We start from the raw sequence: 22276 nt of genomic DNA on the forward strand, positions 1-22276 counted from the left end.
GGGCGCGTGCCCGGACCGAGAGTTTTCCCCATGACGCATCACCACGGCGCCCGCCTCGCGCTCGCCTGCCTTCTCCTCGCCGGCGCCGCGCCGGCCCCGGCGCTCGCGCAGCAGGGCGCCTCTCCCCGCCTCGAAAAGGTCGCGAGCTTCGACCACCAGGTCACCGGCGTCACGGTCGCCCGGGACGGGCGGATCTTCGTCAACTTCCCGCGCTGGAGCGAGGACGCCCCGGTCTCGGTGGCGGAGCTCAAGGACGGCAAGCCGGTGCCCTACCCGGATGCCGGCTGGAATTCCTGGCGCAACGCCAAGAAGGACGAGATCGACCCGAAGACCCATTTCGTCTGCGTGCAGAGCGTGGTGGCGGATGCCCAGGACCGGCTCTGGGTGGTGGATGCCGGCGCGCCCGCGATGGGCGCGGTGGTCAAGGACGGACCGAAGCTCGTCGGCATCGACCTCAAGACCAACCAGGTGATCAAGACGATCCCGTTCGACGCGCCCACCATCCTGCAGGCCTCCTACCTCAACGACGTCCGGATCTCGCCCGACGGCAAGACCGCCTACCTCACCGATTCCGGCGCCGAGGGTGCCTTGGTCGTCGTCGACCTCGACAGCGGCTCGGCCCGGCGGGTGCTATCGGGCCACCCCTCGACCATGCCGGACAAGGGCGTGACCGTGACGGCCGACGGCCAGCCCCTGCGCCGCCCGGACGGCCGCGGCGTCGACTTCTCCGCCGACGGCATCGCGCTCTCGCCCGACGGCAGGACGCTCTACTGGCAGGCGATCAAGGGCAAGACGCTCTACAGCCTGCCGACGGACGCCCTGATCGGCTGGGCGACGGCCACGGTGGTGCCCGAGATGCTCACCGACCGGACGCTGGGCGCCAAGATCGTCACGGTCGGCGAGAACGGGCCGGCGGACGGCCTGCTGATCGGCCGCAAGGACGGGCGGATGTACGTCACCTCGCCCCAGGACAACGCCGTGAAGGTCCGCGACCTCGCCAATAACGGCGCCGGTCTGACCACCCTGGTCCAGGATCCGCAGCTGCGCTGGCCCGACACCTTCGGCGAGGGACCGGACGGCACGATCTACGTCACGACCTCGCACATCCAGGATTCGGCCGACTACAAGCCCGGCGCACCGATCAGCCTGCCGACCGAATTGTGGGCGATCCGCACCGGGGCGGCGGCACCGGCGGGGGCCGCGCCGGTGCGGTGACGGGAGCGGGGGGCTCCGGCATCCCGCGCGCCTCGCCACAACCCCTTGGCAAGGCACGGCAACCTGTGCTGGATATCGCCCCGGGACAGCCGGACGACGCGAGGGGCGTCGTCGGCCGGTCCAGGGGTGCCGGCTTGGCCTTGCACAGGTCCCGAGAGACGACCGGTTCGCCGCTCCTGACGCCGGTCGAACTCGCCGGGCGCGTGGCGGGGCTCGCGGACGGCGCGCGGCTCGCCGTCCTCGGCCTCACCCGCGACGGCGTCGGGCAGGTGCTGGCGGGAGCGGGCATCGGTCGTGGGGCGCTGCTCGTCGCCGCCGGGGAGCCCCGGAGTGCGACGGCCGTGGTCGACGGCGTGCTCGACGACCTCGCGGATCTCGCCCTCGCCCGCTGGCCGGACTGGCCGGACGGCTCGGCGCCGGAGGTCTCGGGCCCGTGGCTCAAGGCGGCCGCTGCGCTCGTGGCCTCTGGGCGCCCGCCCCGGTTCCGGCGGGCGGCGCGGGCGCTCGAATTCGGCCAGCTGCTGCGGGCGGTCGATCCCGGCAGCGTGATCCTGGTGGCGGAGGTCGATCCGGCCTCGGCCGCGCGGGCGGCGCCGGTGATCGAGGCGCTGGAATGGTGCGCCGGGCACGGCGCCGCCTGCATCGCCGCCCTGCCGGTCGTGCCGCCCGACACGCCGCCCTACGACCGCATCCTCTACGGCGCCTGCACGGTCTGCCATCCGGCCACCCCGGCCGCCTCCCGCTTCATTCCCGCGCGCTCGCGCGCCCACCCGGCGAGTGCGGTCGAGCGGCGGGTCGAGGCGGCGCTCGCGGCCGATCCGGACCTCGCCGGCCTGTTCTCCGGCAACGAGACCGTCCGGGTGGCGGGAGACGGTCGCCATCCCCGGGTCGACTTCCTGTGCCGCACGCACCGGATCGTCGTCGAGCTCGACGGGCCCGAGCATCAGGCCGAGCCCAAGTTCGGCGAGGACCGCCACCGCGACTACGAGCTGACGGTCGCCGGCTACCTCGTGCTGCGCCTGACCAACGCGCAGGTGACCGACGACCTGCAGCGGGCGATCGAAAAGATCCGCGCCGTCGTGCGGCTGCGGCGCACCGGCTCCGGACCAGGAGAGGCCCCCCGATGACCCGGACACCGACGCGATGAGCGAGACTCCGACCCCCGCCCAGGCGATGATCCTCTGGCGCCTGCTCGGCCGGCAGGGCACCGCGCTCAACAGCGAGATCGCCCCGAAGAAGGCCGAGCGCGACGCGCTGCAGCGGTCCGGCTTCCTGGCGGTCGAGAGAGAGGGCCGCTCCTCGCGCCTGACCGTGACCGACAAGGGCTGGAACTGGGCCGGCGGGCACCTGCGTGACCCCCTGCCGCCGACCATGCGGGTGCTGCAGGACTGGCTGACGCGGCTCCACCACCACCTCGCGACGACGGGGGCGACGCTGGCCGAGTTCGTCGGCCCCGCCCCCGAGCGGGCGCCGCCGGCGCCGAAAGTCCGCAAGGCGCGGCCCGAGACACGGTCCAAGACACGGCCGGCATCCGGTGCCGCGCGCGTGCCCGACCCGGGCGAGGTCCGCACCCGGATCGAACGGGCCTACCTCGCCTGCACCGGGGGCCGGAAGGCCACCGCCGTCCGCCTCAGCGCCCTGCGGGCGGCGCTCGCCGATCTCGACCGCGCGACCCTCGATGCCGGGCTGGCGGCGATCCTGTCGGGCGATCCGGCGATCCGGCTCACCCGGATCGGCGATCCGAAGGCCCTCGACGCCGCCGAGCGCGCGGCGGCCTTCGCACCGGCCGGCGAGCCCTTCCACGAGATCTGGATCCAGGCATGAGCGACGCCCTCGACGCCCTGCGCCGCGTCAACTTCGACTGGGTCCGCACCCTCGACAGCGTCTGGCTCGACGCCGAGCCGACCGGCGCGCCCAACGAGGCCCTGGTGCCGGGCCTCGTCGCCGACCTGCACGCGCAAGGGGCGGGGCCGCGCCCGCGCGGCCGGGTGCTCGTCGGCGAGGCCGGCATCGGCAAGACGCACCTCGTCGGGCAGATCCGCCGCGCGGTCTGGGCCTCGGGCGGCTGGTTCGTGCTCCTCGACGTGCTCGGCCTGACGGATTTCTGGCGCAGTGCGGCGCTGAGCTACCTCACCGCCCTGATGCAGCCGATGCCCGACGGGCGGCGCCAGTCCGACGCGGTGCTGGCCGGCATCGCCCGCCGGTTCCGGGTCGAGGCGCAGGTCGAGCAGGCGTTCAACACCCCCAACATCGACGCCCGCCGGATCGTCGACCTCCTGGTGCGCGCCCTGATGCACGTCGATACCGGGCGGGCGCTCAAGCACCAGGACGTGTTTCGGGCCCTCTGCCTGCTGCGGGCCCAGGACCTCGCGGCGGTCGGCCTCGCCCATGCCTGGCTGCAGGGCTACGAGGCCGACCCGGCCGCCCGCACCGCGCTGGGCTTCACCACGCCGCCGCCCTCGCCGATCGAGCTCGTGCGCGGGATGGCCTGGATCATGGGTCTCAGCGGGCCGACCCTCGTCGCCGTCGACCAGATCGACGGCGTGGTCGATGCGAGCCGGCTCGCCGCGCAGGACGATTTCGAGCCCGGTCCGGGCCTCGCCGAGATGCTGGCCGCCGGCCTGATGGAGCTGCACGAGGGCGGCGGGCACGGCATGACGCTGGTCGCCTGCCTTCCCGAATCCTGGCAGCGGCTCGAGGCGCGGGGGCTCAAATCCGCCTTCGACCGGTTCGATCCGCCGGTGATGCTCGAGGGCCTGAACCGGCCGGACGCCGCGGCGGCGCTGATCCGCGGCCGTCTCGCCCCGGCCTATGCCGAGGCCGGCTTCGTCCCGCCCGCCCCGACCTGGCCGTTCGAGGAGGCGGCGATCGCGCGGGCCGCCGCGAGCGCGATACGGCCCCGGACCCTGCTGATGCGCTGCGACGCCTTCCGGCGCGCCTGCCTGGCGGAAGGGGCGGTGGTCCCCTGCCGCGACCTCACGGGCCAGGCGCCCGAACGGCACGAGCCCGCCGCCCCGCCCTTCGAGCTCGACGCCGCCCGGCGCGCGGCCGACCTCTCGGGCATCCTCGACGACGAGGAGGCCGGCCTCGGCGAGCTGCTGCGCGCCGCCTTCGACCTCTACGCCCTGGAGGACGATCCCCACGACGCGATCGACGTGGTCAGCAAGGGCGAGCCCGAGCAGAGGCTGCCGCCGCTGCACGGCCGGCTGACCTTCCTGCACCGCGACGAGAACGACCGCGAGCGGCACGTCTGCTACCGCGCCCTGCTGCAGACCCATCCGATCGCCTTCCAGGCCCGGCTGCGGGCGGCGCTGACCGCCTCGGGCATCTCGACCAGGATCCCGGGCCGGGACCTAGTGCTGGTGCGCCGCGGTCCGGTGCCGCCCGGCGCCAAGACCAACGCTCTGGTCGACCGGTTCCTCGCGGCCGGGGGCCGGCTGATCGACCCGACCGACGACGACCTGCGCACCTTCGTCGCCCTGCGCACCCTGCGCGACCGGGCGGTGCGCGACGGCGAGATCGACCGCTTCGCCGGCTGGATGCGCGAGACCCTGCCGGTGCGCGCCACCGGGTTCTTCCGGGCGATCGGCCTGGCGGGCAACGCAGGCGTTCCCCGGGAGCCCGCGCCGGCGCCCCGCACCGGCCGCGCGCCCCCGCCCCCGCTGCCGCCCCGGCGGCCGCGGCGCGACCCCGACCCAGCGGAGGAGGCCGCCGTCACGCCTCCGGCGGCGGATCCCGTCCGGGCGCCGGATCCGGTCGCGCCGCCGCGCCGGGCGCCCGACCCCGCGCCGGGCGTGGCCCCGGTGCCCGATGGTGCCCCGCGCGATGCCGCCCCGACCGATGCCATCCCGGTCGGCCACCGCCTCACCCCCGACGCGCCGCCCGTCGCCCTGCCGCTGCGGCTCCTGCCGCGCCACATCGCGATCATCGCCGGTTCCGGCTCCGGCAAGACCGTGCTGCTGCGCCGCCTCGTCGAGGAGGCGGCGCTCGCCGGCATCCCGGCGATCGTCGTCGATCCCAACAACGACCTGTCGCGCCTCGGCGATTCCTGGCCGGAGCGGCCCGACCGGTTCGGTCCCGAGGACGACCGCAAGGCCGCGCTCTACGCCGCGCGGGCCGAGGTGGTGGTGTGGACGCCGGGCGTGCATGCCGGCAACCCGCTCTTCCTCTCGGTGATGCCCGACCTCGCCGCGAGCGAGGACCGCGACGAGCGCGCCCAGGCGGTCGAGATGGCGGCCGAGACCCTCGGACCGCTCGCGGGCGCGGGAAAGACACTCCAGCGCGGGGTACTGGCCGACGCGCTCCGGGGCTTCGCGGCCCGGGGCGGCGGCACGCTCGCGGCCTTCACCGACCTGCTGGCCGACCTGCCCGACGGCACCAGCCAGATCGGCAACGCCCCAAGGCTCGCCGCCGACATGGCGAACCAGCTGCTGGCGGCGGTGGCCACGAACCCGCTGCTGCGGGTCGAGGGGGCGGTGCTCGATCCCGCGCGGCTGTTCCACGGCCCCGATCCGGCCCGCACCCGGATCTCGATCGTCAACCTGTCGGGCCTCGCCTCGGAGGCCGCCCGGGAGGATTTCGTCAACCGGCTGCAGATGGCGCTGTTCGGATGGATCAAGGCCAACCCCTCGCCCCGGGGCCGGCTCTACGTGCTGGACGAGGCGCAGACCTTCCTTCCCTCGGGCCGGACGCCGCCGAGCCTCGGCAGCGGCATCAAGCTCGTGGCGCAGGGCCGCAAGTACGGGCTCGGGATGATTGTGGCGACGCAGGTGCCCAAGGGCATCCACAACCAGGTCGTGTCGAACTGCACCACCCAGTTCTTCGGCCGCCAGAGCGCGCCGGCCACCATCGCGGCAGCCCAGGAGATCATGGCGGCGAGCGGCGGGGCGGCCCCCGATATCGGCCGGCTCGGGGCGGGCGAGTTCTACTTCGCCACCGAGGGCTCGGGGAAGCCCGCGAAGCTGCGCACGCCGCTCTGCCTCAGCCATCACCCCGCCAACCCGCCGACCCCCGAGCAGGTGATCGACCGCGCCCGCCGATCGGCCGCGTCGGCGTCGCGCCCGCCCCGGACGTGACGGCCGCATGCCGGCCGGGCGCGGCCGCCCTTGACACGAACCGGCGCCCTCGACCCTATGTCGTGGGGTTTTCGCATCCCGGGCGGTAGTGATTGCGGGCTGGCCGACGCGCATGGATGCTGGCGACCTCACGTCGTGCTCGGACGTGTTCTTGCGCATGATCGAGGAATACGGGGTCGCGGGGCGCTGGCACTGGTCGCTCGCCGCGGACGAACAGCGCTGGTCGCCCGGTTTCTTCCGTCTCCTGGGACTGGATCCGGCATTCGCGGTCGCCCGCTACGACCTCTTCCTCGACCTCCTGCATCCGGACGACCGGGCGCGCCTGGCGAGCCCGGCCCGGATCCGCCGGGGCGAGGTCGTGCCGGAGGCGATCGTCCGGCTGATCCGGCCGAGCGGGGATCTGCGCATCCTGTCGGTCCTGTCGGAGCTGCGCGTCTCGCCGGAAGGACGGCCGCTCTCCCTCGGCGGCGTCGCCCTCGACGTCACCGACCGCGAGCGGCTCCGGCAGCTGCAGGAGGCCGAGCAGCGCCGGCGCCGGGCCCTCTACCTCACCTCCTACACGACGACCTACACCCTCGGCCACGACCTCGTGCACCGCTTCCCCGACGAGGTGGCGCAGGTGCACGGCCTGGCCCTGGAGGAGATCCAGGTCGACCCGTTCCTGATGGTCGTGCCGGAGGAGCGGACCGCATTGCGCGACCGCGGCTGGGAGAGGCACGACCGCCACCTGCATTTCCAGGCGATCGCGCACGAGCGCCTCGCCAACGGCGAGGTGTGGCGGTTCCGCCTCGTCGGAGTGCCCGCCTGGAACGCGGCCGGCGACGCCCTCGGCTGGATCGGCATGAAGTACCCGGTGCACGAATCCGGCGCGCCGGTGCACGGCGCCCTCGCCCCCGGGGATGCGGAGATGCGGCGCAGCCTCGAACAGGCGGTGCGCGGCCGTCACCTGCGGGCCGCCCGCGGCCTGCTCGACTGGTCGATGACGACCCTGGCCGAGGCCGCGGGCCTGTCGCTCTCGTCGGTGCGGCGCCTGGAGGACAACGCGGAGGGCGAGGGCTCGCGCTCCCGCCACAAGGCGGTGGCCGCCCTGCGCCGGGCCGGCATCCGGTTCATCGCGATGGACGACGGCGCCATCGCGGTGGCGAAGATCTGAGATTCTTTCTGATTAATGATGGCTGTCGAATATCGATATCGACATTGAGACGTCCTACTGTCATACCTCTTATTGAGTAATTTTTCGATAAAAAATCGACTGATATCGAATAATTAGGAAATATGGTAGGATAATTTCACGAAAATAAATCGTCTCGTAGAAAAAAATTTACTCAAAGAGGCTTTGATGGATGCTGTGTCAGGAAGGTAGTTGCAAGGCCGTGCATTGTCAGCCAGCGCATAAATTGAGAAAATTTACAATCTAAACTGGAAATAAATTAATATTATCTCACATGATCTACCGAGGGCGGGGGTTAGATATCCGAGCCAGTTGCCTCGGGAGGACACGCGACGGCATAGCAATCATTTTATTATCAATTGTTTATACGAAACATAAAAATAATATATTTTGATAAATATTTGAGCATATTAAATTAGATGTGAGGTATTTTTTTTGAAATCGACAAATATAATAGGAGAAATAAATCTACATTCAAAAACTTGTGCTGACTTTCGGAAAATGCCGCCGTCGCGGCGACCAATGGGGGATCGTCCGGGATATTACCCTCATGAGTTGTAACGTGAATGCCGTAGAGAAATGATGTAGAAACGCAACGGCACCCGGAAACGTGCATCAACGGCACCGCTCAAGATGAGACATCGTTGCAAAGGCGGCTGGGACAGCCCAGGTGCGGCGGGCCGAGGAGGTGACCGGGCCTGCCTCCGCGGCGACTGGGCGAAGCCGATGTCGGTATCGCGCAGCGACTGCGCGGCAAGCGCCGAGCGAGCGGCCGGGAAGCGCGTGATTCAAGACAGTTGGATGCGAGACTGCTCCATGCATGCCGACGACCTGAAGGTCCGGTCGGACGCCTTCCTGAAGGCCATCGAGGATACCGGCCTGGTGGGGACGTGGCACTGGTCGTTCGCATCGGGCGAGCAGCGCTGGTCGCCGGGCTTCGTGCGGCTCCTCGGCCTGCCGGTGCATTCCGTCGCGCCGAGCTACGCCCTCTTCGTCGACCTCGTGTGCCCGGCGGATCGGCGGCGGATCGCCAGTCCGGCCGACGTGCTGGCCGGCCATGTCCTGCCCTGCGCCCTCCTCCGGGTGATCCGGCCGAGCGGGGAGCTGCGCAATCTCTCGGTCCGATCCGAGCTCAGGTTCGCGCCGGACGGGCGCCCGACCGGCCTGAGCGGGATCGCCCTCGATGTTACCGATCGGGCGCGGCTGAGCCTGATGCTGCAACGGGAGCAGCTGCGGCGGCGAGCGCTCTACCAAGCCACCCACGCGATCACCTACACGGTGGAGCCGAACCTACCTACGATTTCCCGCCCGAGATGGCGACGGCCCACGGATTGGACCTCGCCGCCATCAGGAGCGACCCGTTCCTGATGGTCGTGCCGTGGGAGCGGCCGGCATTCCGCGACGCGGCGATGGCGGTCCGCTCGCACGTGGCCCGGTTTCAGGAAACGGCCCGCGAGCGCCTCGCCGATGGCGAGGTCCGGCGCTTCCGGATCATCGGGGTCCCGCTCTGGGATCCGGCCGGGCGCTATCTCGGCCGGGCCGGAATGAAATACCCGATCCACGACTCGGGCGCGCCCTCGTCCGGCACCGCCCCTCCGTTGGACGGCGCGATCCGCCGCGGCCTGGAGGACGGGGTGGAGGCCTCCCACCTGCGGGCGGCCCGCGGCCTGCTCGACTGGTCGATGGCGCAGCTCGCCGCCGCCAGCGGCGTGTCGCTCTCGACGGTGAAGCGTCTCGAGGACGGGTCCGAGATCCGGGGTGCGCGCTCCCGCGTCAAGGCGATCGCCGCCCTGCGGGCCGCCGGGATCCGGTTCATGATGATGGATGGCGGCCAGATCGCGGTGACCAAGGCTTAAGCGGGGGCCAGCAGCTGCCGGCTTCGGTCGTCGCGGATGTAAGGACAGTGCGATTGCAAGGCGAACGGGCCGGCCCCGCGAGGAGGCCGGCCCGGACGTCGGATCGACGCTCAGCGGGCGCGGTTGGCCGGGCTCGTCGCCGCGGCGTTGCCGCCGCTGTGGCTCGGCAGGTCGTCGGCGCGGGCGGCGGGGGCCATCGTGCCGGGCGCCGTCGGCGCGACGGTCCCAGTGGTCAGGTCGCGCTCGGGCATGCCCTTCTCGGCGTTGCTCTTCACGCTGGCCGGGTTGTTCAGGTTGTTCTCCGCCGAGCCGGGAGCACCGGTCTGGGCGAGCGCGGCGCCGGTGAGGGCGAGGGTCGTGGCGAGGGCGATGAGGGCGGTCCGCATGGGGATTGTCCTTTTCCGAGGTATCGTGAGGCGGCAACGCGCGGACCACCGGCCAAGGTCCCCCGTTTTCCACCGTTTCGTCGGCTTGCCGATCCCGGCGTTTGTTCCTATTTTGTTCTAATCACGGGACGATCGCCCCGGCACCGACCGACAGAGGAGGACAGGATGCAGCCGAGCCACGAGCGCGACGAGGATACGGTGGAGACCGCCCGCATCGAGCAGGCGGCCTGGATCGCCGCGATGATCGAGGCCGAGCGCGAACGCGCGCTCGACGCCTGCCTCGCCCGCGAGGCCGGCTTCTGACACGGCGCCCTCGGCCTGCCCGGCCCGAGGGCAGATGCCGCCCTGATTTTCCGCAGATTTCGCTCTTGCCTCCAGGCTCAGGCACAGTATCGTTCGCCTACGAACGAGTTTGCATCCCGCTCGCGTGAAGTCGCGGCGGGATCCGCCGGAGGTTCGCACCGATGTCGACCCGCGACGAGACGTTCCGTCCCCTGTCCCGCCGCACGCTGCTCGGCGGGCTCGCCGCGGCGCCGCTCGGTCTCGCGGCCTCGCGGGCGGTCGCGCAAGGGCAACAAGCCTCCGGGCCGATCCGCATCGGCGAGCTGAACTCCTACGGCCGCATGGCGGCCTTCGCGGTGCCCTACCGCAACGCCATGCAGCTCGCGCAGGACGCCGTCAACAAGGCCGGCGGCATCAAGGCGCTCGGCGGCCGGCCGATCGAGATCGTGTTTCGCGACGACGGCTCGACCCCGGGCGACGCGACCCGGGTCGCCGAGGAGCTTCTGACCCGCGAGAACGTCGCTTTCCTGTGCGGCACCTTCCTGTCGAACGTCGGCCTCGCGGTGGCGGATTTCGCCAACCAGCGCAAGGCGCTGTTCCTCGCCACCGAGCCGCTGACCGACGCCCTCACCATGGGCAGCGGCAACCGCTATACCTTCCGGGTGCGGCCCAACACCTACATGCAGACCCGCATGCTGGTGGATGCCGTGAAGGACCGCGGCGTCAAGCGCTGGGCGATCGTGGCACCGAACTACGAGTACGGCCAGTCCGCCGCCGCCAACTTCAAGAAGCTGATGGCCGCAGCGGTGCCGGGCTTCGAGGTGGTGGGCGAGCAGTTCCCGGCTCTCGGCAAGGTCGATGCCGGCGCCACCGTCGGCGCCCTGTCGCAGATGAAGGCCGACGGGCTGTTCAACGTGCTGTTCGGCGCCGACCTCACCGCCTTCGTGCGCGAGGGCAACACCCGCGGGCTGTTCGAGAAGCGCACGGTGGCGAGCCTGCTCACCGGCGAGCCGGAATACATGATCCCGCTCGGCGACGAGACGCCGGAGGGCTGGGTCACCACCGGCTACCCGTGGGAGACGATCGAGGGCAACGGCCACAAGGAGTTCGTCGCCGCCTACCGGGCCCGGTTCAACGACACGCCGCGGCTGGGCTCGCTCCTCGGCTACGTCGTCGTCGGCATGATCCGCGACATGCTGGAAAAGGCCGGGTCGACCGAGACGGAGGCGATGATCACGGCGCTCGAGGGCCTGACCTCCCAGACCATCGCCGGCCCGGTGACGATGCGGGCGCTCGACCACCAGTCGACCTTGGGCGCCTGGATCGGCGAGACGGCGCTCAACGGCCGCCTGGGCACCATGAAGAACGTGCGCTACGCCGACGGGGCGAACTACATGTTCCCAGAGGCCGAGGTGAAGGCGGCCCGCAAGGCCTGACCCCCGAGAGCTCTATCCCCGGCGCCGGCGCGGAGGCCCCATGGACCCGTCCTTCCTCGTCCTCCAGGCCCTCTCCGGTCTCGCCAGCGCCTCGTCGCTGTTCGTGATCGCCTCCGGGCTGACGATCGTCTTCGGCGTCACCCGGATCGTGAACTTCGCCCACGGCTCGTTCTACATGCTGGGGGCCTACATCGCGGTCACGATCGTGCCGCGGCTCCTCGACCTGTCGTACTCGCCGGCCACCTTCTTCCTCGGGGTGCTGCTCTCGGCCCTCCTCGTCGGGCTGATCGGCGTCGCGGTCGAGGTGCTGCTGCTGCGCCGCATCTACCGGGTGCCGGAACTCTTCCAGCTGCTCGCCACCTTCGGTGTCGTGCTGATCGTCGAGGATCTGGTGCTCAAGGTCTGGGGCCCGGTCGACATCGCCGGTCCCCGCGCGCCCTCGCTGCGCCACGGCGTCGAGATCCTGGGGCAGCGCTTCCCGGCTTACGAGCTGGTGCTGATCGCGGTCGGGCCACTGGTGCTGGGTCTCCTCTGGCTCCTCATGCACCGCACCCGGTTCGGCGTGCTGATCCGGGCGGCGACCCAGGACCGCGAGATGGTCGGCGCGCTCGGCGTCAACCAGGCCCGGCTCTTCACCCTGACCCTGTTCCTCGGCGCCAGCCTCGCGGGGTTGGGCGGCGCGCTCCAGATCCCGCGCATCCCCGCCAATGCGCACATGGACCTCTCGGTCATCACCGATGCCTTCGTGGTCACGGTGATCGGCGGCATGGGCTCGGTGCCGGGCGCCTTCGTGGCCGCCCTGATCATAGGCCAGCTCCAGGCCTTCGGCATCCTGATCTTCCCGAAGGTGACCCTGGTCCTGGTCTTCGCCCTGATGGCGGTGGTGCTGGTGGTCAAGCCCTGGGGCCTGTTCGGCCGGCCCGAGGCCGCGTCCGGCCGGGTGATGCCGCCGGAGGGGATTCCCGCCTTGCGCCGCTTCCGCCCAGGCGAAACCGCGCTGGCCGGCCTCGCCATCCTCGCGCTCTTGGCGGTGCCGCTCGTCGGCGACGCCTACAAGGTCAAGGTCGCGACCGAGATCCTGGTCTTCGCGCTGGCCGCCTTCTCGCTGCAATTCCTGGTCGGGGTCGGGGGCCTCGTCTCGTTCGGGCACGCCGCCTATTTCGGCTTGGGGGCCTACGCGGCCGGGCTGCTGGTCACCGGGCCGTTCAAGGCGCCGATGGAGCTGGCCCTCGTCGCCGCCCCCCTCGTCGCGGGCCTCGGCGCGGCCCTGTTCGGCTTCTTCATCGTCCGGCTGTCGGGCATCTACCTCGCCATGCTGACGCTGGCCTTCGGGCAGATCGTCTACGCGGTCTGCTTCCAGTGGGTCGAGGTGACGGGGGGCGACAACGGCGTCGTCGGGGTCTGGCCGTCGGCCTGGGCGGCGGGCCGCAACACCTACTTCTACCTCGTCGCCGCCCTGTCGCTCACCGCGATCGTCCTCTTGCGCCGGGTGATCTACACCCCCTTCGGCTACACCTTGCGGGCGGCGCGCGATTCGGCCACCCGCGCCGAGGCGATCGGGCTCGACGTGCGCACCCATCGCTGGCTCGCCTTCACGCTGGCGGGCGCCGCGGCCGGGCTCGCGGGCGGGCTCTACGCCTTCATGAAGGGCTCGATCGACCCGACGCTCACCGGCATCCCGCTCTCGATCGACTTCCTGGTGATGGTTCTGGTCGGCGGCATCCAGACCGTCATGGGACCGCTCGTTGGCGCCGCCTTCTTCCACGCGCTGAAGGACGCGGTGATGCCGCTGACCGAGTTCTGGCGCCTGCTGCTCGGCCTCGCCATCATCGCCACCGTGCTGGCCTTCCCGCGCGGGCTCGCCGGGGCCGCCGAGGCGCTGCGGGGCCGCCGCGCGACGGCGCCCAAGACCGTGGAGGCCTCGGCATGACGCTTCTCGTCGTCGCGGGCCTGACCAAGCGCTTCGGCGGCGTCGCCGCCGCCAAGGACGTATCGTTCACGCTCGACGCCGGCGAGATGCTGGCGATCATCGGGCCGAACGGCGCCGGCAAGTCAACCACCTTCAACATGGTGGGCGGGCAGCTCAGGCCCGATTCGGGCTCCATCACCCTTGAGGGCGCCTCGATCGCCGGCCTGCCGGCCCGCGCGATCTGGAAGGCCGGCGTCGGGCGCACCTTCCAGGTCGCCCAGACCTTCGTGTCGATGACGGTGGCCGAGAACGTCCAGATGGCGCTTCTCTCGCATCACGGCCGCTCGCGCGGCCTGTTCCGGGATGCCCGCGCCCTCTACCGCGACGAGGCGCTGGCGCTCCTCGCCGGGGTCGGGATGCGGGCCGACGCCGAGCGCCCGGTCTCGGAACTGGCCTACGGCGACGTGAAGCGGGTGGAACTCGCGGTGGCGCTGGCCTCGCGGCCGAAGCTCCTGCTGATGGACGAGCCCACCGCCGGCATGGCGCCGCGGGAGCGATCGAGCCTGATGGCGCTCACCGCCGAGGTGGCGAGGACACGGAGCATCGGGGTCCTCTACACCGAGCACGACATGGAGGCGGTCTTCGCCCATGCCGACCGGGTGCTGGTCCTGGTGCGCGGCGAGATCATCGCCGCCGGCACGCCGGAGGAGATCCGGACCAATCCGCGGGTCAAGCAGGTCTATCTCGGCGAGGCCGGCACCGAGGCGGCGATGCGCGCCCGCCGGAAGGCGGTGGCGTGATGGACAAGCCCCTCCTCGACGTCTCGGGTCTGACCGCGGCCTACGGCCGGGCCCAGGTGCTGTTCGGCGTGACGCTGCGGCTGCGTCCCGGCGAGGTCGTGGCCCTGATGGGCCGCAACGGCGCCGGCAAGTCGACGACGCTGAAGGCCATCATGGGGGTGCTGCCGCCGACCGGCGGCACGGTGTGGTTCGAGGGCCGGGCGGTGACCGGATGGGAACCGTTTCGGGTCGCCCGCCTCGGCCTCGGCTACGTGCCGGAGGAGCGGCGCATCTTCACCGATCTCACGGTGATGGAGAACCTGGAGGTCGGCCGCAAGGTACCGGCCGACGGGCGCGCCGCCTGGACCCCCGAGAGACTCTTCTCGATCTTTCCCAACCTCGCCGAGATGCGCGGGCGCCGCGCCGCTGCGATGTCGGGCGGCGAGCAGCAGATGCTCACCATCGCCCGCACCCTGATGGGCAACCCGCACGCGGTGCTGCTCGACGAGCCGTCGGAGGGCCTGGCGCCGGTCATCGTCGAGCAGATGGCCGACGGGGTGCTCCGCATGAAACGCGAGGGCATCGCGGTCCTGCTCTCGGAGCAGAACCTGAGCTTTGCCGGCGCGGTCTCGGACCGGGCCTACGTGATCGAGAAGGGCGCGATCCACTTCGAGGGGACGATGGCGGCGCTCGAAGCGGACGAGGCGGTGAGGGAAGCGTACCTGACGGTGTGAGGAGCGAGAAGCCCGAGTATGGCGCGGGTTTTCCCCTCCCCCTTGTGGGGAGGGGCCAGGGGTGGGGGTGGTGCCGAATGGACCTCAGCGGTGCCTTCTGCACCACCCCCACCTCCAGCTCCTCCCCACAGGGGGGAGGAGAGGCGCTCTGACTTCAAAGCGTAGAGCGTCGAAACGGCGCCGGCCCCCGCCGGTCCCCCAACGAAACCGTTCGTAGGCGAATGATCGAGGTGTGACGTGAGACGCGTGGCAGGCATCGATGTCGGCGGCACCTTCACCGACCTTCTCCTGACGGAGGCGGACCAGTCCGGCGTGCGCGTGCGCCTCGCCAAGGTGCCGACGACGGTCCGCAACCAGGCCGAGGGCGTGCTGGCGGCCATCGCCGCCGCCGAGGTGGCGCCCGCCGACCTCGACCTCGTGATCCACGGCACCACCGCCACCACCAACGCGGTGCTGGAGCGCAAGACCGCCAAGGTCGGCCTTATCACCACCGAGGGCTTTCGCGACGTGCTCGAACTCGGGCGCCGCACCCGGCCCAAGCCCTACGGGCTGTTCGGCACCTTCGAGCCGCTGATCCCGCGCGAGTGGCGCCGCGAGGTCCCCGAGCGCGTGATGGCCGACGGCGCGGTACGCACGCCCCTCGACGAGGCTGCTGTGGCGCAAGCCGTGCGCGATCTGCTGGCGGAGGGCTGCGAGGCCCTGGTGATCCACTTCCTGCACGCCTATGCCAACCCGGAGCACGAGCTGCGCGCCGGCGCCATCGCCCGCGAGCTCTGGCCGAATCCGTACGTCACCCTCGGCCACGCGCTCCTGTCGGAGTTCCGCGAATACGAGCGCGGCACCACCGCCTCGGTCAACGCCGCGGTGCAGCCGATCCTCGACCGCTACATCCGCCGCCTCCAGGACGAGTTGCGGGCGCAAGGCTTCGCCCGCGACCTTCTGGTGATGAACGGCAACGGCGGCACCGTGCCGGCGGGACTGGTGGTCGAGGCCGCGGCCAAGACCGTGATGTCGGGCCCCGCCTCGGGCGTGATGGCGGCGGCCGCGACCCTCGCCCAGTCGGGGCTGAAGAACGCCATCACGTACGACATGGGCGGCACCTCGACCGACGTGGCGCTGATCGCCGGCGGCGTGCCGGAGGTCTCAGGTGAACTCACCATCGATTACGGCCTGCCGATCCACCTGCCGATGGTCGACGTGCACACGGTCGGAGCCGGCGGCGGCTCGATCGCCTCCGTGAACCGGGCCGGGATGCTCCAGGTCGGCCCCGAGAGCGCCGGCTCCGAGCCCGGCCCGATCGGCTACGGCCGCGGCGGCACCCGGCCGACCATCACCGATGCCAACCTGGTCCTCGGCCGCCTCGATCCGGCCCGGCTCACCGCCGTGCGGGCCGGCGTCTCGATCGACGCCATCCGAGACGCCTTCGCCCGCGACCTCGCAGGTCCCCTCGGCATGAGCGTCGAGGAGGCCGCCGAGGCGGTGATCCGGCTCGGCAACGTCCACATGACCGGCGCGATCCGCATGGTGTCGCTGTCGCGCGGCTACGACCCGCGCGACTTCGTGCTCTTCGCCTTCGGCGGCGCGGGGCCGCTCCACGCCGTGGCGCTCGCCCGCGAGCTCGGCATCCCGGAGGTGCTGGTGCCGGCGCGCCCCGGCCTCACCAACGCGCTCGGCTGCCTCGTCGCCGATCTGCGCCAGGACCGGGTGCGGACCCTCAACCGCCCCCTCGACGGGCTCGACATGGCGGATCTGCGCACCGTTCTGGAGGAGCAGGCGGCGGATGCCCTGGCGATGGTCGCCGAGGAGCAGTCGGAGATCGAGGAGACCACGGTCACCTACGGTGCCGACATGCAGTTCCGCGGCCAGACCCACCTGATCCGCGTCGCCCTGCCCGCCCCGGACATCGACCGCGCGACGCTCCAGGAGCTGTTCGAGGCGGCGTATTTCCGTCGCTTCCAGGTCCGGCTGCCGGAGATCCGGGCGGTGGTGGTCAACCTCGTCACCTCGGTGATCGGACGGCGCAAGCCGTTCCCGCTCGCGGCGCTGATCGACGAGGCGGGACGCACCGATCTCGTCGGCGCCCGCCTCGGCACGCGCCCGGTCTATGCCGACGGCGCCTGGCACGAGGCGGCGATATACACCCGCGAGGCCCTGCCGCTCGGGGCCGAGATCGCCGGGCCGGCGGTGATCCAGCAGATCGACGCCACGACCGTGATCGAGCCCGGCGCCACGGCGCAGGTCGACGCCATCGGCAACCTGAGGATTCGCGTATGACCCAGCTCGATGCCCTCACCCTGGCGGTGATCCAGGCCGGGTTGCAGCAGGTCTGCAACGAGATGGACATCGCCTTCTCGCGCTCGGCCTTCTCGCCGGTCATCGCCGAGGCCGACGACCGCTCGGACGGAATCTACGACCGCGACACCGGCGCGCTGATCTCGCAAGGGGAGTACGGCCTGCCGGTCTTCGTCGGCACGATGCAGTACTCGACAGGCGAATTGATCCGCCTGATCCGCGAGGGACGGGTCGGGGCGCCGGAGCCCGGCGACATCTACATCGTCAACGACCCGTATCTCGGCGGCACGCACCTGATGGACGTGCGGTTCGTCAAGCCGGTCTTCGTCGACGGCGCGCTGTTCTGCTGGCTCCAGAACACCGGTCACTGGCCCGATATCGGCGGCATGGTGCCGGGCGGATTCTCGGCGCATGCCACCGAGGTCGAGCAGGAGGGCCTGCGCCTGCCGCCGGTCAAGCTGTTCAAGCGCGGCACGATGGATCCGGAGATCTTCTCGATCATCTGCTCGAACATCCGCGTCGCCGACCAGCGCATCGGCGACATCAAGGCCCAGGCCGCGGCGCTGCTGATCGGCGAGAGCCGGCTCTCCGACCTCCTCGCCAAGTACGGGCCCGAAACCCTGGATGCGGCGATCAAGGAGATCCGCGCCCGCTCGGCCGAACGGATGCGGGCCGAAATCCGCCAGATCCCGGACGGGACCTACACCTCGGAAGCCTTCGTCGATTCCGACGGCGTGGTGAACGAGCCCCTGCGCATCGCGCTCGCGATGACCAAGGCCGGGGACGGCCTCACCTTCGATTTTTCCGGCTCGTCACCGCCCTGCCGCGGCCCGATGAACTCGGTGGTGGCAACGACCTATTCCTCTGTCTACCTCGCGGTGAAGCACGTCTTCCCGGACGTGCCGATCAATGCCGGCACCTTCGAGCCGCTGACGATCCATCGGCCGGAGGGCACCTTCCTCGACGCGCGCTATCCGCGGCCCGTCTCGGGCTGCGCCGCGGAAGTCAGCCAGCGCATCGCGGAGGCCGTGTTCCTGGCCCTCGTCCAGGCGATCCCCGACAAGGTGACCGCGGCACCCGCCGGCACCTCGGGCAACTTCGCGCTCGGCGGCTTCGATCCGGCCAAGAACGCGCCCTACGTGATGTACCAGATCACCGGCGGCGGCTATGGCGGCAACGCCGCCCATGACGGTCTCTCGAACGGCTGCTCGACCATCGGCATCTCGAAGACGGCGCCGGTCGAGGTGATGGAACAGTATTATCCGGTCCTGTTCCGCCGGTTCGCCCTGCGCGAGGGGTCGGGGGGAGCCGGCGCCCATCGCGGCGGCTTCGGCGTCCATTACGAGGTGGAGTTGTTGCGCGGCGAGGCCCGGGCCTCCTTCGTGATGGATCACGGCCGGTTCGGCCCGCCGGGCGTGCTCGGCGGTGGCGACGGGTCGCCCAACGTGGTGCGCATCCACCGCGACGGGGAGACGATCACGCCGCTCCACCTCTCCAAGGACCAGAACATCGCCATCAAAGCCGGCGACCGGGTCGAGGTGATGACGCCGGGCGGCGGCGGCTACGGCGCGCCCGCCACCCGCGACCCCGCGCTCGTCGCCCGCGACCTGCGCCGGGGCTACTACCGGGACGACGAGGCGAGGGATCTGTGGGGGAGCCGATCATGAGCGCCGACAGCCTCTCCACCGAAGCGAGGTCCAAGAAATTCGGCGCGGCGGAGGCCGACGGCATCGTGCGCTGCGATGCCTGCCCGGTCCTGTGCCGGATCCGGCCCGGCCGCTCCGGCGCCTGCTCGCGCTACGCCAACGAAAACGGTCATCTGGTCCGCACCGATCCGGTCGTGCTGCTGCACGACGCGGCGGAAGCCGGCCAGAAGCTCGTCCCGTTCGGCGCGGCGGAGTGGGACGGGCGGGTGCTCGATCCCTCGCGCACCTTCGTCACCGGCATCGGCGCCGGCACCACCTACCCGGACTACAAGCCCGCCCCCTTCATCGTGGCGAGCGAGCACGCGGGCGTCGAGACCGTCACGGTCGTGACCGAGGGCATCTTCAGCTATTGCGGCGTGAAGGTGAAGATCGACACCGACCGCCATCTCGGACCCGAGCGCGCCGCGATCCGCGTCGCCGGCGAGGAGGTCGGCCACGTCACCACCGCCGAGTACGGCTCGCAGATGCTCTCGGTCGGCGGGGTGCGCCATCTCACCGGCGGCTCGAAGAAGGAGGGCACCGTCACCTGCGACACGCTCTTGCGCCTCTGCTCGGGCGACGCCGTCACGATGACGATCGAGGGTGGCCACGAGGTCGTGGTCCAGGCCGGCCGCGCGCCGATCGTCGACGGCGCGCCGGAGCAGCGCATGCGGGTCGGCTGCGGCTCGGCGACGGTCGGCATCTTCGCCCGGCAATGGCTCGGCCACGCCGACGAGGTGATCGTCGTCGACGATCACATCACCGGCGTGCTGACCGAGCACCAGGCCGGCAAGGTGCTGGGGATGCGCCCGGCCGGCATCCGGGTGAAGGGCCGGCGCTCGACGCCGGGGCGCTACTTCCAGGTCGCCAATCCCGGCATCGGCTGGGGCGGGACCGACATCGCCGACCCGCTCGCCATCATCCAGGCGATCGATCCCGCCACCGCCTGGCCGGGCCTGCGGCTCCTGATGACCTCGACCACCGGCGAGCACGCCCTCTGGGTCGTCCTCGACGACGATCTCAAGCCCGTCCCGGCCGAGATGCCGGCGCCGGTGCGCCAGGTGGTCGACCGGATCGGCGAGAATTGCGAGCCCTCGCTCTGCACGGTCCTGTTCATGGCCGGGGCCGGCGGGTCCTTGCGGGCCGGGGTCACCGAGAATCCGGTGCTGCTCACCCGCTCGGTCGCCGCCGGCGAGACGCGGGTGACGATGGGCGGCGCGCCGGTCACGGTCTGGCCCGGCGGCGGGATCACGGTGATGGCCGACGTGACGCGGCTGCCGAAGAACGCCTTCGGCTCGGTGCCGACCCCGGCGATCGTCGCGCCGATCGAGTTCACCCTGCCGCGCGATCTCTATACGAGGCTCGGGGGGCATGATGGGGACGTGGTGGCGATGACGGACATCCTGCGCGAGGTCGGACCCGCCGCCCGGATCGATCCGTGGAATCCCGATCATCCCTGGCCGGCCGGAGCGGTCGCATGACCGCCCCCCGACGGCGCGAGGCCCCCCCGACGATCGACGCGGAGGCGATCCGCACCTACCGGGTCGAGGATCAGATCGGCTACCTGATCCGGCGGGCGCACCAGCGCGCCTCCGCGATCTTCGAGACCGTGATGCGCGATTTCGGCGTCACGCCGGTGCAGTACGCCGTGCTGTGCAAGCTCCACGATCTCGGGCCGACCTCGCAGAACCAGGTCGGGCGCCATGTCGGGGTCGATCCGGCGACGATGTTCGGCGTCGCCCGGCGGCTCGCCGCCCGCGGCTTCGTGCAGCCGAAGGCGGATGAATCCGACGCCCGCCTGGTGGTGCTGGCGCTCACCGACGAGGGGATCGGGGTGATCGAGGCGATGAAGAGCCGCGGCGGCGAGGTGACGGCCCGCACCCTCGATCCCCTCTCCCCCGACGAGGCCGCAGACCTCGTCCGCCTCCTCGCCCGGCTCGGCTGAAGGATGGACGGCCCGGCACACCAGCTCCTGGCGGATGGCCGGCTGCATCTGCAGCACGGCCCGATCGACTTGGTGCTGCGCGCCTTCGGGGCGGATTTTGCGGTGGCCGAGGCGCACCGCGCCGCCGTCGATCGCTTCGCGACGGTGCTGGGCGAGCTCGTCGGCGAGTTGCCGGAATTGCGCAAGTCCATGAGCGATCGGCCGCGGGTCGAGGGCGCGATCGCCCGCCGGATGGTCGCGGCCTGCCGGCCGCATAGAGGCTTCATCACCCCGATGGCCGCGGTGGCGGGCGCGGTCGCCGACGAGATCCTCGCGGCGATGTGCGAGGCCGCGCCCCTCGACAAGGCCTTCGTCAACGACGGCGGCGACATCGCGCTCCACCTCACCGAGGACGAGACCCTGGCGATCGGCGTCGCGGCGGATTTTTCCCGCGGCCCGGTGCCGGCGGTGAACGGGCGGGTGATCCTGCGCCATCGGGATGGCATCGGCGGCATCGCCACTTCGGGGCGGCAGGGCCGGTCCTTCTCCCTCGGGCTCGCCGATTCGGTGACGGTGCTCGCCCGCGACGCCGCCACGGCGGATGCCGCCGCGACGCTGATCGCCAACGCGGTCGACCTGCCCGGGCATCCGGGCGTGGAGCGCGCGCCGGCCCGCGACCTCGACCCCGATTCCGACCTCGGGCCCCGCCTCGTCACCGTGGCGGTGCCGGCCCTGTCCCCGGACGAGATCGCCGCCGCCCTCGAGGCCGGCCGGGCCCGCGCCGCGGCGATGCGCGCCGCCGGCCTGATCCGTTCCGCCGCCCTGATGCTGCAGGGCCAGTCCGTGCTTCTCGAAGAACCGAGGGAGATCCGCCCATGATCGAGGTCCGCAAGATCGTCGTCACCGTCGAGGAGGTCCGCCACGACGGCGGCCCCGCCCTCGACACCCCGATCCTGAAAGGGTCCGTCGCCTGCCTGGTGCGGAACCCCTTCGCCGGCCGCTACGAGGCCGAGATCACCCCGATGATGGATGCGCTCAAGCCCCTCGGCGTCGAGTGCGCCCGCAAGCTCCTCGACGCGCTCGGCGGCGATCCCGCTCGCATCGAGGCCTACGGCAAGGGCTCGCTCGTCGGCGCGTCCGGCGAGCTCGAGCACGGCGCGCTCTGGCACGTCCCCGGCGGCTACGCGATGCGCGAGCTGCTCGGCCAGGCGCTCGCCATCGTGCCGTCGATGACGAAGGTCGGCGGCATGGGCGCGTCCCTCGACGTGCCGATCCATCACAAGGACGCGGCCTATGTCCGTTCCCACTTCGACGGCGTCACCGTGGCTTTGGCGGACGGGCCGCGCGCCGACGAGATCCTGTTCGCGCTCGCCATGACCACCGGCGGGCGCCCGCATGCCCGGGTCGGCGGGCTCGCCAAGGAGGCCATCACAAAATGGGACGGGCAGCGCTGAGGGACGGGCAGCGCTGACCCCCGGCGCCCTCCGCGCCCCTGACAACATTTAACAAGCTTGCGCCCGCGCCGCGAAGGG

At 71.4% G+C, this 22276-nt stretch carries 19 protein-coding genes; 18 read left to right on the forward strand and 1 reads right to left on the reverse strand.

What is annotated here, in order from left to right; translation table 11 throughout:
- Positions 1-30: 30 nt before the first annotated feature.
- From V3T34_RS08065 to V3T34_RS08095, 7 genes are all read left to right on the forward strand, one after another.
- Positions 31-1215, forward strand: a complete 1185-nt coding sequence (locus V3T34_RS08065; RefSeq protein ID WP_305076591.1) for an L-dopachrome tautomerase-related protein — start codon at positions 31-33, stop codon at positions 1213-1215.
- Between the two features lie 140 nt (positions 1216-1355).
- Positions 1356-2342: an endonuclease domain-containing protein gene (locus tag V3T34_RS08070; RefSeq protein WP_305076592.1), complete on the forward strand. Its 987-nt coding sequence runs from the start codon at positions 1356-1358 to the stop codon at positions 2340-2342.
- Between the two features lie 16 nt (positions 2343-2358).
- Positions 2359-3039 carry a hypothetical protein gene (locus V3T34_RS08075; RefSeq protein WP_305076593.1) on the forward strand — a complete coding sequence of 227 codons (681 nt, stop codon included), beginning with the start codon at positions 2359-2361 and terminating at the stop codon, positions 3037-3039.
- Entirely contained in the window at positions 3036-6290 is a 3255-nt protein-coding gene (locus V3T34_RS08080) for an ATP-binding protein (protein ID WP_305076594.1), read from the forward strand. The genes V3T34_RS08075 and V3T34_RS08080 overlap by 4 nt, the downstream gene beginning before the upstream one ends.
- 157 nt (positions 6291-6447) lie before the next feature.
- Complete coding sequence (locus tag V3T34_RS08085) at positions 6448-7443, forward strand: PAS domain-containing protein (RefSeq protein WP_305076595.1); 996 nt, start codon at positions 6448-6450, stop codon at positions 7441-7443.
- Positions 7444-8187: 744 nt separating this feature from the next.
- Positions 8188-8829 (forward strand): PAS domain-containing protein, encoded by a 642-nt coding sequence (locus V3T34_RS08090; protein WP_305076596.1) that lies wholly within the window; start codon positions 8188-8190, stop codon positions 8827-8829.
- Positions 8775-9317, forward strand: a complete 543-nt coding sequence (locus V3T34_RS08095) for a helix-turn-helix domain-containing protein (protein WP_305076597.1) — start codon at positions 8775-8777, stop codon at positions 9315-9317. The genes V3T34_RS08090 and V3T34_RS08095 overlap by 55 nt, the downstream gene beginning before the upstream one ends.
- A 110-nt stretch (positions 9318-9427) precedes the next feature.
- Here the strand turns inward: V3T34_RS08095 and V3T34_RS08100 are convergent, their stop codons facing one another.
- Complete coding sequence (locus V3T34_RS08100; protein ID WP_091887344.1) at positions 9428-9703, reverse strand: hypothetical protein; 276 nt, start codon at positions 9701-9703, stop codon at positions 9428-9430.
- 165 nt (positions 9704-9868) lie between these two features.
- Between V3T34_RS08100 and V3T34_RS08105 the strand changes: the two genes are divergently transcribed.
- The 11 genes from V3T34_RS08105 to V3T34_RS08155 all read left to right on the forward strand — a co-directional run bounded on the left by V3T34_RS08105 (position 9869) and on the right by V3T34_RS08155 (position 22198).
- Complete coding sequence (locus V3T34_RS08105; RefSeq protein ID WP_305076598.1) at positions 9869-10006, forward strand: hypothetical protein; 138 nt, start codon at positions 9869-9871, stop codon at positions 10004-10006.
- A gap of 161 nt (positions 10007-10167) precedes the next feature.
- Positions 10168-11421 carry an ABC transporter substrate-binding protein gene (locus V3T34_RS08110; RefSeq protein ID WP_305076599.1) on the forward strand — a complete coding sequence of 418 codons (1254 nt, stop codon included), beginning with the start codon at positions 10168-10170 and terminating at the stop codon, positions 11419-11421.
- A gap of 40 nt (positions 11422-11461) precedes the next feature.
- On the forward strand, positions 11462-13351 hold the full coding sequence (locus V3T34_RS08115; protein WP_305076600.1) for an ABC transporter permease: 1890 nt from the start codon (positions 11462-11464) through the stop codon (positions 13349-13351).
- Positions 13348-14130, forward strand: a complete 783-nt coding sequence (locus V3T34_RS08120; protein WP_305076601.1) for an ABC transporter ATP-binding protein — start codon at positions 13348-13350, stop codon at positions 14128-14130. Before V3T34_RS08115 ends, V3T34_RS08120 begins: the two co-directional genes overlap by 4 nt.
- A complete protein-coding gene (locus V3T34_RS08125; RefSeq protein WP_060850153.1) occupies positions 14130-14843 on the forward strand; it encodes an ABC transporter ATP-binding protein in 714 nt (237 codons plus the stop codon). The genes V3T34_RS08120 and V3T34_RS08125 overlap by 1 nt, the downstream gene beginning before the upstream one ends.
- A 237-nt stretch (positions 14844-15080) precedes the next feature.
- Complete coding sequence (locus tag V3T34_RS08130) at positions 15081-17117, forward strand: hydantoinase/oxoprolinase family protein (RefSeq protein WP_060850152.1); 2037 nt, start codon at positions 15081-15083, stop codon at positions 17115-17117.
- Positions 17114-18802, forward strand: a complete 1689-nt coding sequence (locus V3T34_RS08135) for a hydantoinase B/oxoprolinase family protein (protein ID WP_305076602.1) — start codon at positions 17114-17116, stop codon at positions 18800-18802. The genes V3T34_RS08130 and V3T34_RS08135 overlap by 4 nt, the downstream gene beginning before the upstream one ends.
- On the forward strand, positions 18799-20301 hold the full coding sequence (locus tag V3T34_RS08140) for a 6-hydroxynicotinate reductase (RefSeq protein ID WP_305076603.1): 1503 nt from the start codon (positions 18799-18801) through the stop codon (positions 20299-20301). Before V3T34_RS08135 ends, V3T34_RS08140 begins: the two co-directional genes overlap by 4 nt.
- Positions 20298-20765, forward strand: a complete 468-nt coding sequence (locus V3T34_RS08145) for a MarR family winged helix-turn-helix transcriptional regulator (RefSeq protein ID WP_305076604.1) — start codon at positions 20298-20300, stop codon at positions 20763-20765. The genes V3T34_RS08140 and V3T34_RS08145 overlap by 4 nt, the downstream gene beginning before the upstream one ends.
- Positions 20766-20768: 3 nt before the next feature.
- Positions 20769-21623, forward strand: coding sequence for a UPF0280 family protein (locus V3T34_RS08150; protein ID WP_305076606.1), 855 nt, complete (start codon positions 20769-20771; stop codon positions 21621-21623).
- Positions 21620-22198 carry an amino acid synthesis family protein gene (locus V3T34_RS08155; protein WP_305076607.1) on the forward strand — a complete coding sequence of 193 codons (579 nt, stop codon included), beginning with the start codon at positions 21620-21622 and terminating at the stop codon, positions 22196-22198. The genes V3T34_RS08150 and V3T34_RS08155 overlap by 4 nt, the downstream gene beginning before the upstream one ends.
- Positions 22199-22276 lie beyond the last annotated feature (78 nt).

The organism is Methylobacterium ajmalii (genome assembly GCF_036448855.1).
Taxonomy (GTDB): domain Bacteria; phylum Pseudomonadota; class Alphaproteobacteria; order Rhizobiales; family Beijerinckiaceae; genus Methylobacterium; species Methylobacterium ajmalii.

Coding starts and splice junctions, on each gene's coding strand:
- V3T34_RS08135 (WP_305076602.1), top strand. CDS start 17,114: ATGACCCAGCTCGATGCCCTCACCCTGGCGGTGATCCAGGCCGGGTTG.
- V3T34_RS08110 (WP_305076599.1), top strand. CDS start 10,168: ATGTCGACCCGCGACGAGACGTTCCGTCCCCTGTCCCGCCGCACGCTG.
- V3T34_RS08100 (WP_091887344.1), bottom strand. CDS start 9,703: ATGCGGACCGCCCTCATCGCCCTCGCCACGACCCTCGCCCTCACCGGC.
- V3T34_RS08115 (WP_305076600.1), top strand. CDS start 11,462: ATGGACCCGTCCTTCCTCGTCCTCCAGGCCCTCTCCGGTCTCGCCAGC.
- V3T34_RS08140 (WP_305076603.1), top strand. CDS start 18,799: ATGAGCGCCGACAGCCTCTCCACCGAAGCGAGGTCCAAGAAATTCGGC.
- V3T34_RS08065 (WP_305076591.1), top strand. CDS start 31: ATGACGCATCACCACGGCGCCCGCCTCGCGCTCGCCTGCCTTCTCCTC.
- V3T34_RS08080 (WP_305076594.1), top strand. CDS start 3,036: ATGAGCGACGCCCTCGACGCCCTGCGCCGCGTCAACTTCGACTGGGTC.
- V3T34_RS08085 (WP_305076595.1), top strand. CDS start 6,448: ATGATCGAGGAATACGGGGTCGCGGGGCGCTGGCACTGGTCGCTCGCC.
- V3T34_RS08120 (WP_305076601.1), top strand. CDS start 13,348: ATGACGCTTCTCGTCGTCGCGGGCCTGACCAAGCGCTTCGGCGGCGTC.
- V3T34_RS08075 (WP_305076593.1), top strand. CDS start 2,359: ATGAGCGAGACTCCGACCCCCGCCCAGGCGATGATCCTCTGGCGCCTG.
- V3T34_RS08095 (WP_305076597.1), top strand. CDS start 8,775: ATGGCGACGGCCCACGGATTGGACCTCGCCGCCATCAGGAGCGACCCG.
- V3T34_RS08090 (WP_305076596.1), top strand. CDS start 8,188: ATGTCGGTATCGCGCAGCGACTGCGCGGCAAGCGCCGAGCGAGCGGCC.
- V3T34_RS08155 (WP_305076607.1), top strand. CDS start 21,620: ATGATCGAGGTCCGCAAGATCGTCGTCACCGTCGAGGAGGTCCGCCAC.
- V3T34_RS08125 (WP_060850153.1), top strand. CDS start 14,130: ATGGACAAGCCCCTCCTCGACGTCTCGGGTCTGACCGCGGCCTACGGC.
- V3T34_RS08105 (WP_305076598.1), top strand. CDS start 9,869: ATGCAGCCGAGCCACGAGCGCGACGAGGATACGGTGGAGACCGCCCGC.
- V3T34_RS08150 (WP_305076606.1), top strand. CDS start 20,769: ATGGACGGCCCGGCACACCAGCTCCTGGCGGATGGCCGGCTGCATCTG.
- V3T34_RS08145 (WP_305076604.1), top strand. CDS start 20,298: ATGACCGCCCCCCGACGGCGCGAGGCCCCCCCGACGATCGACGCGGAG.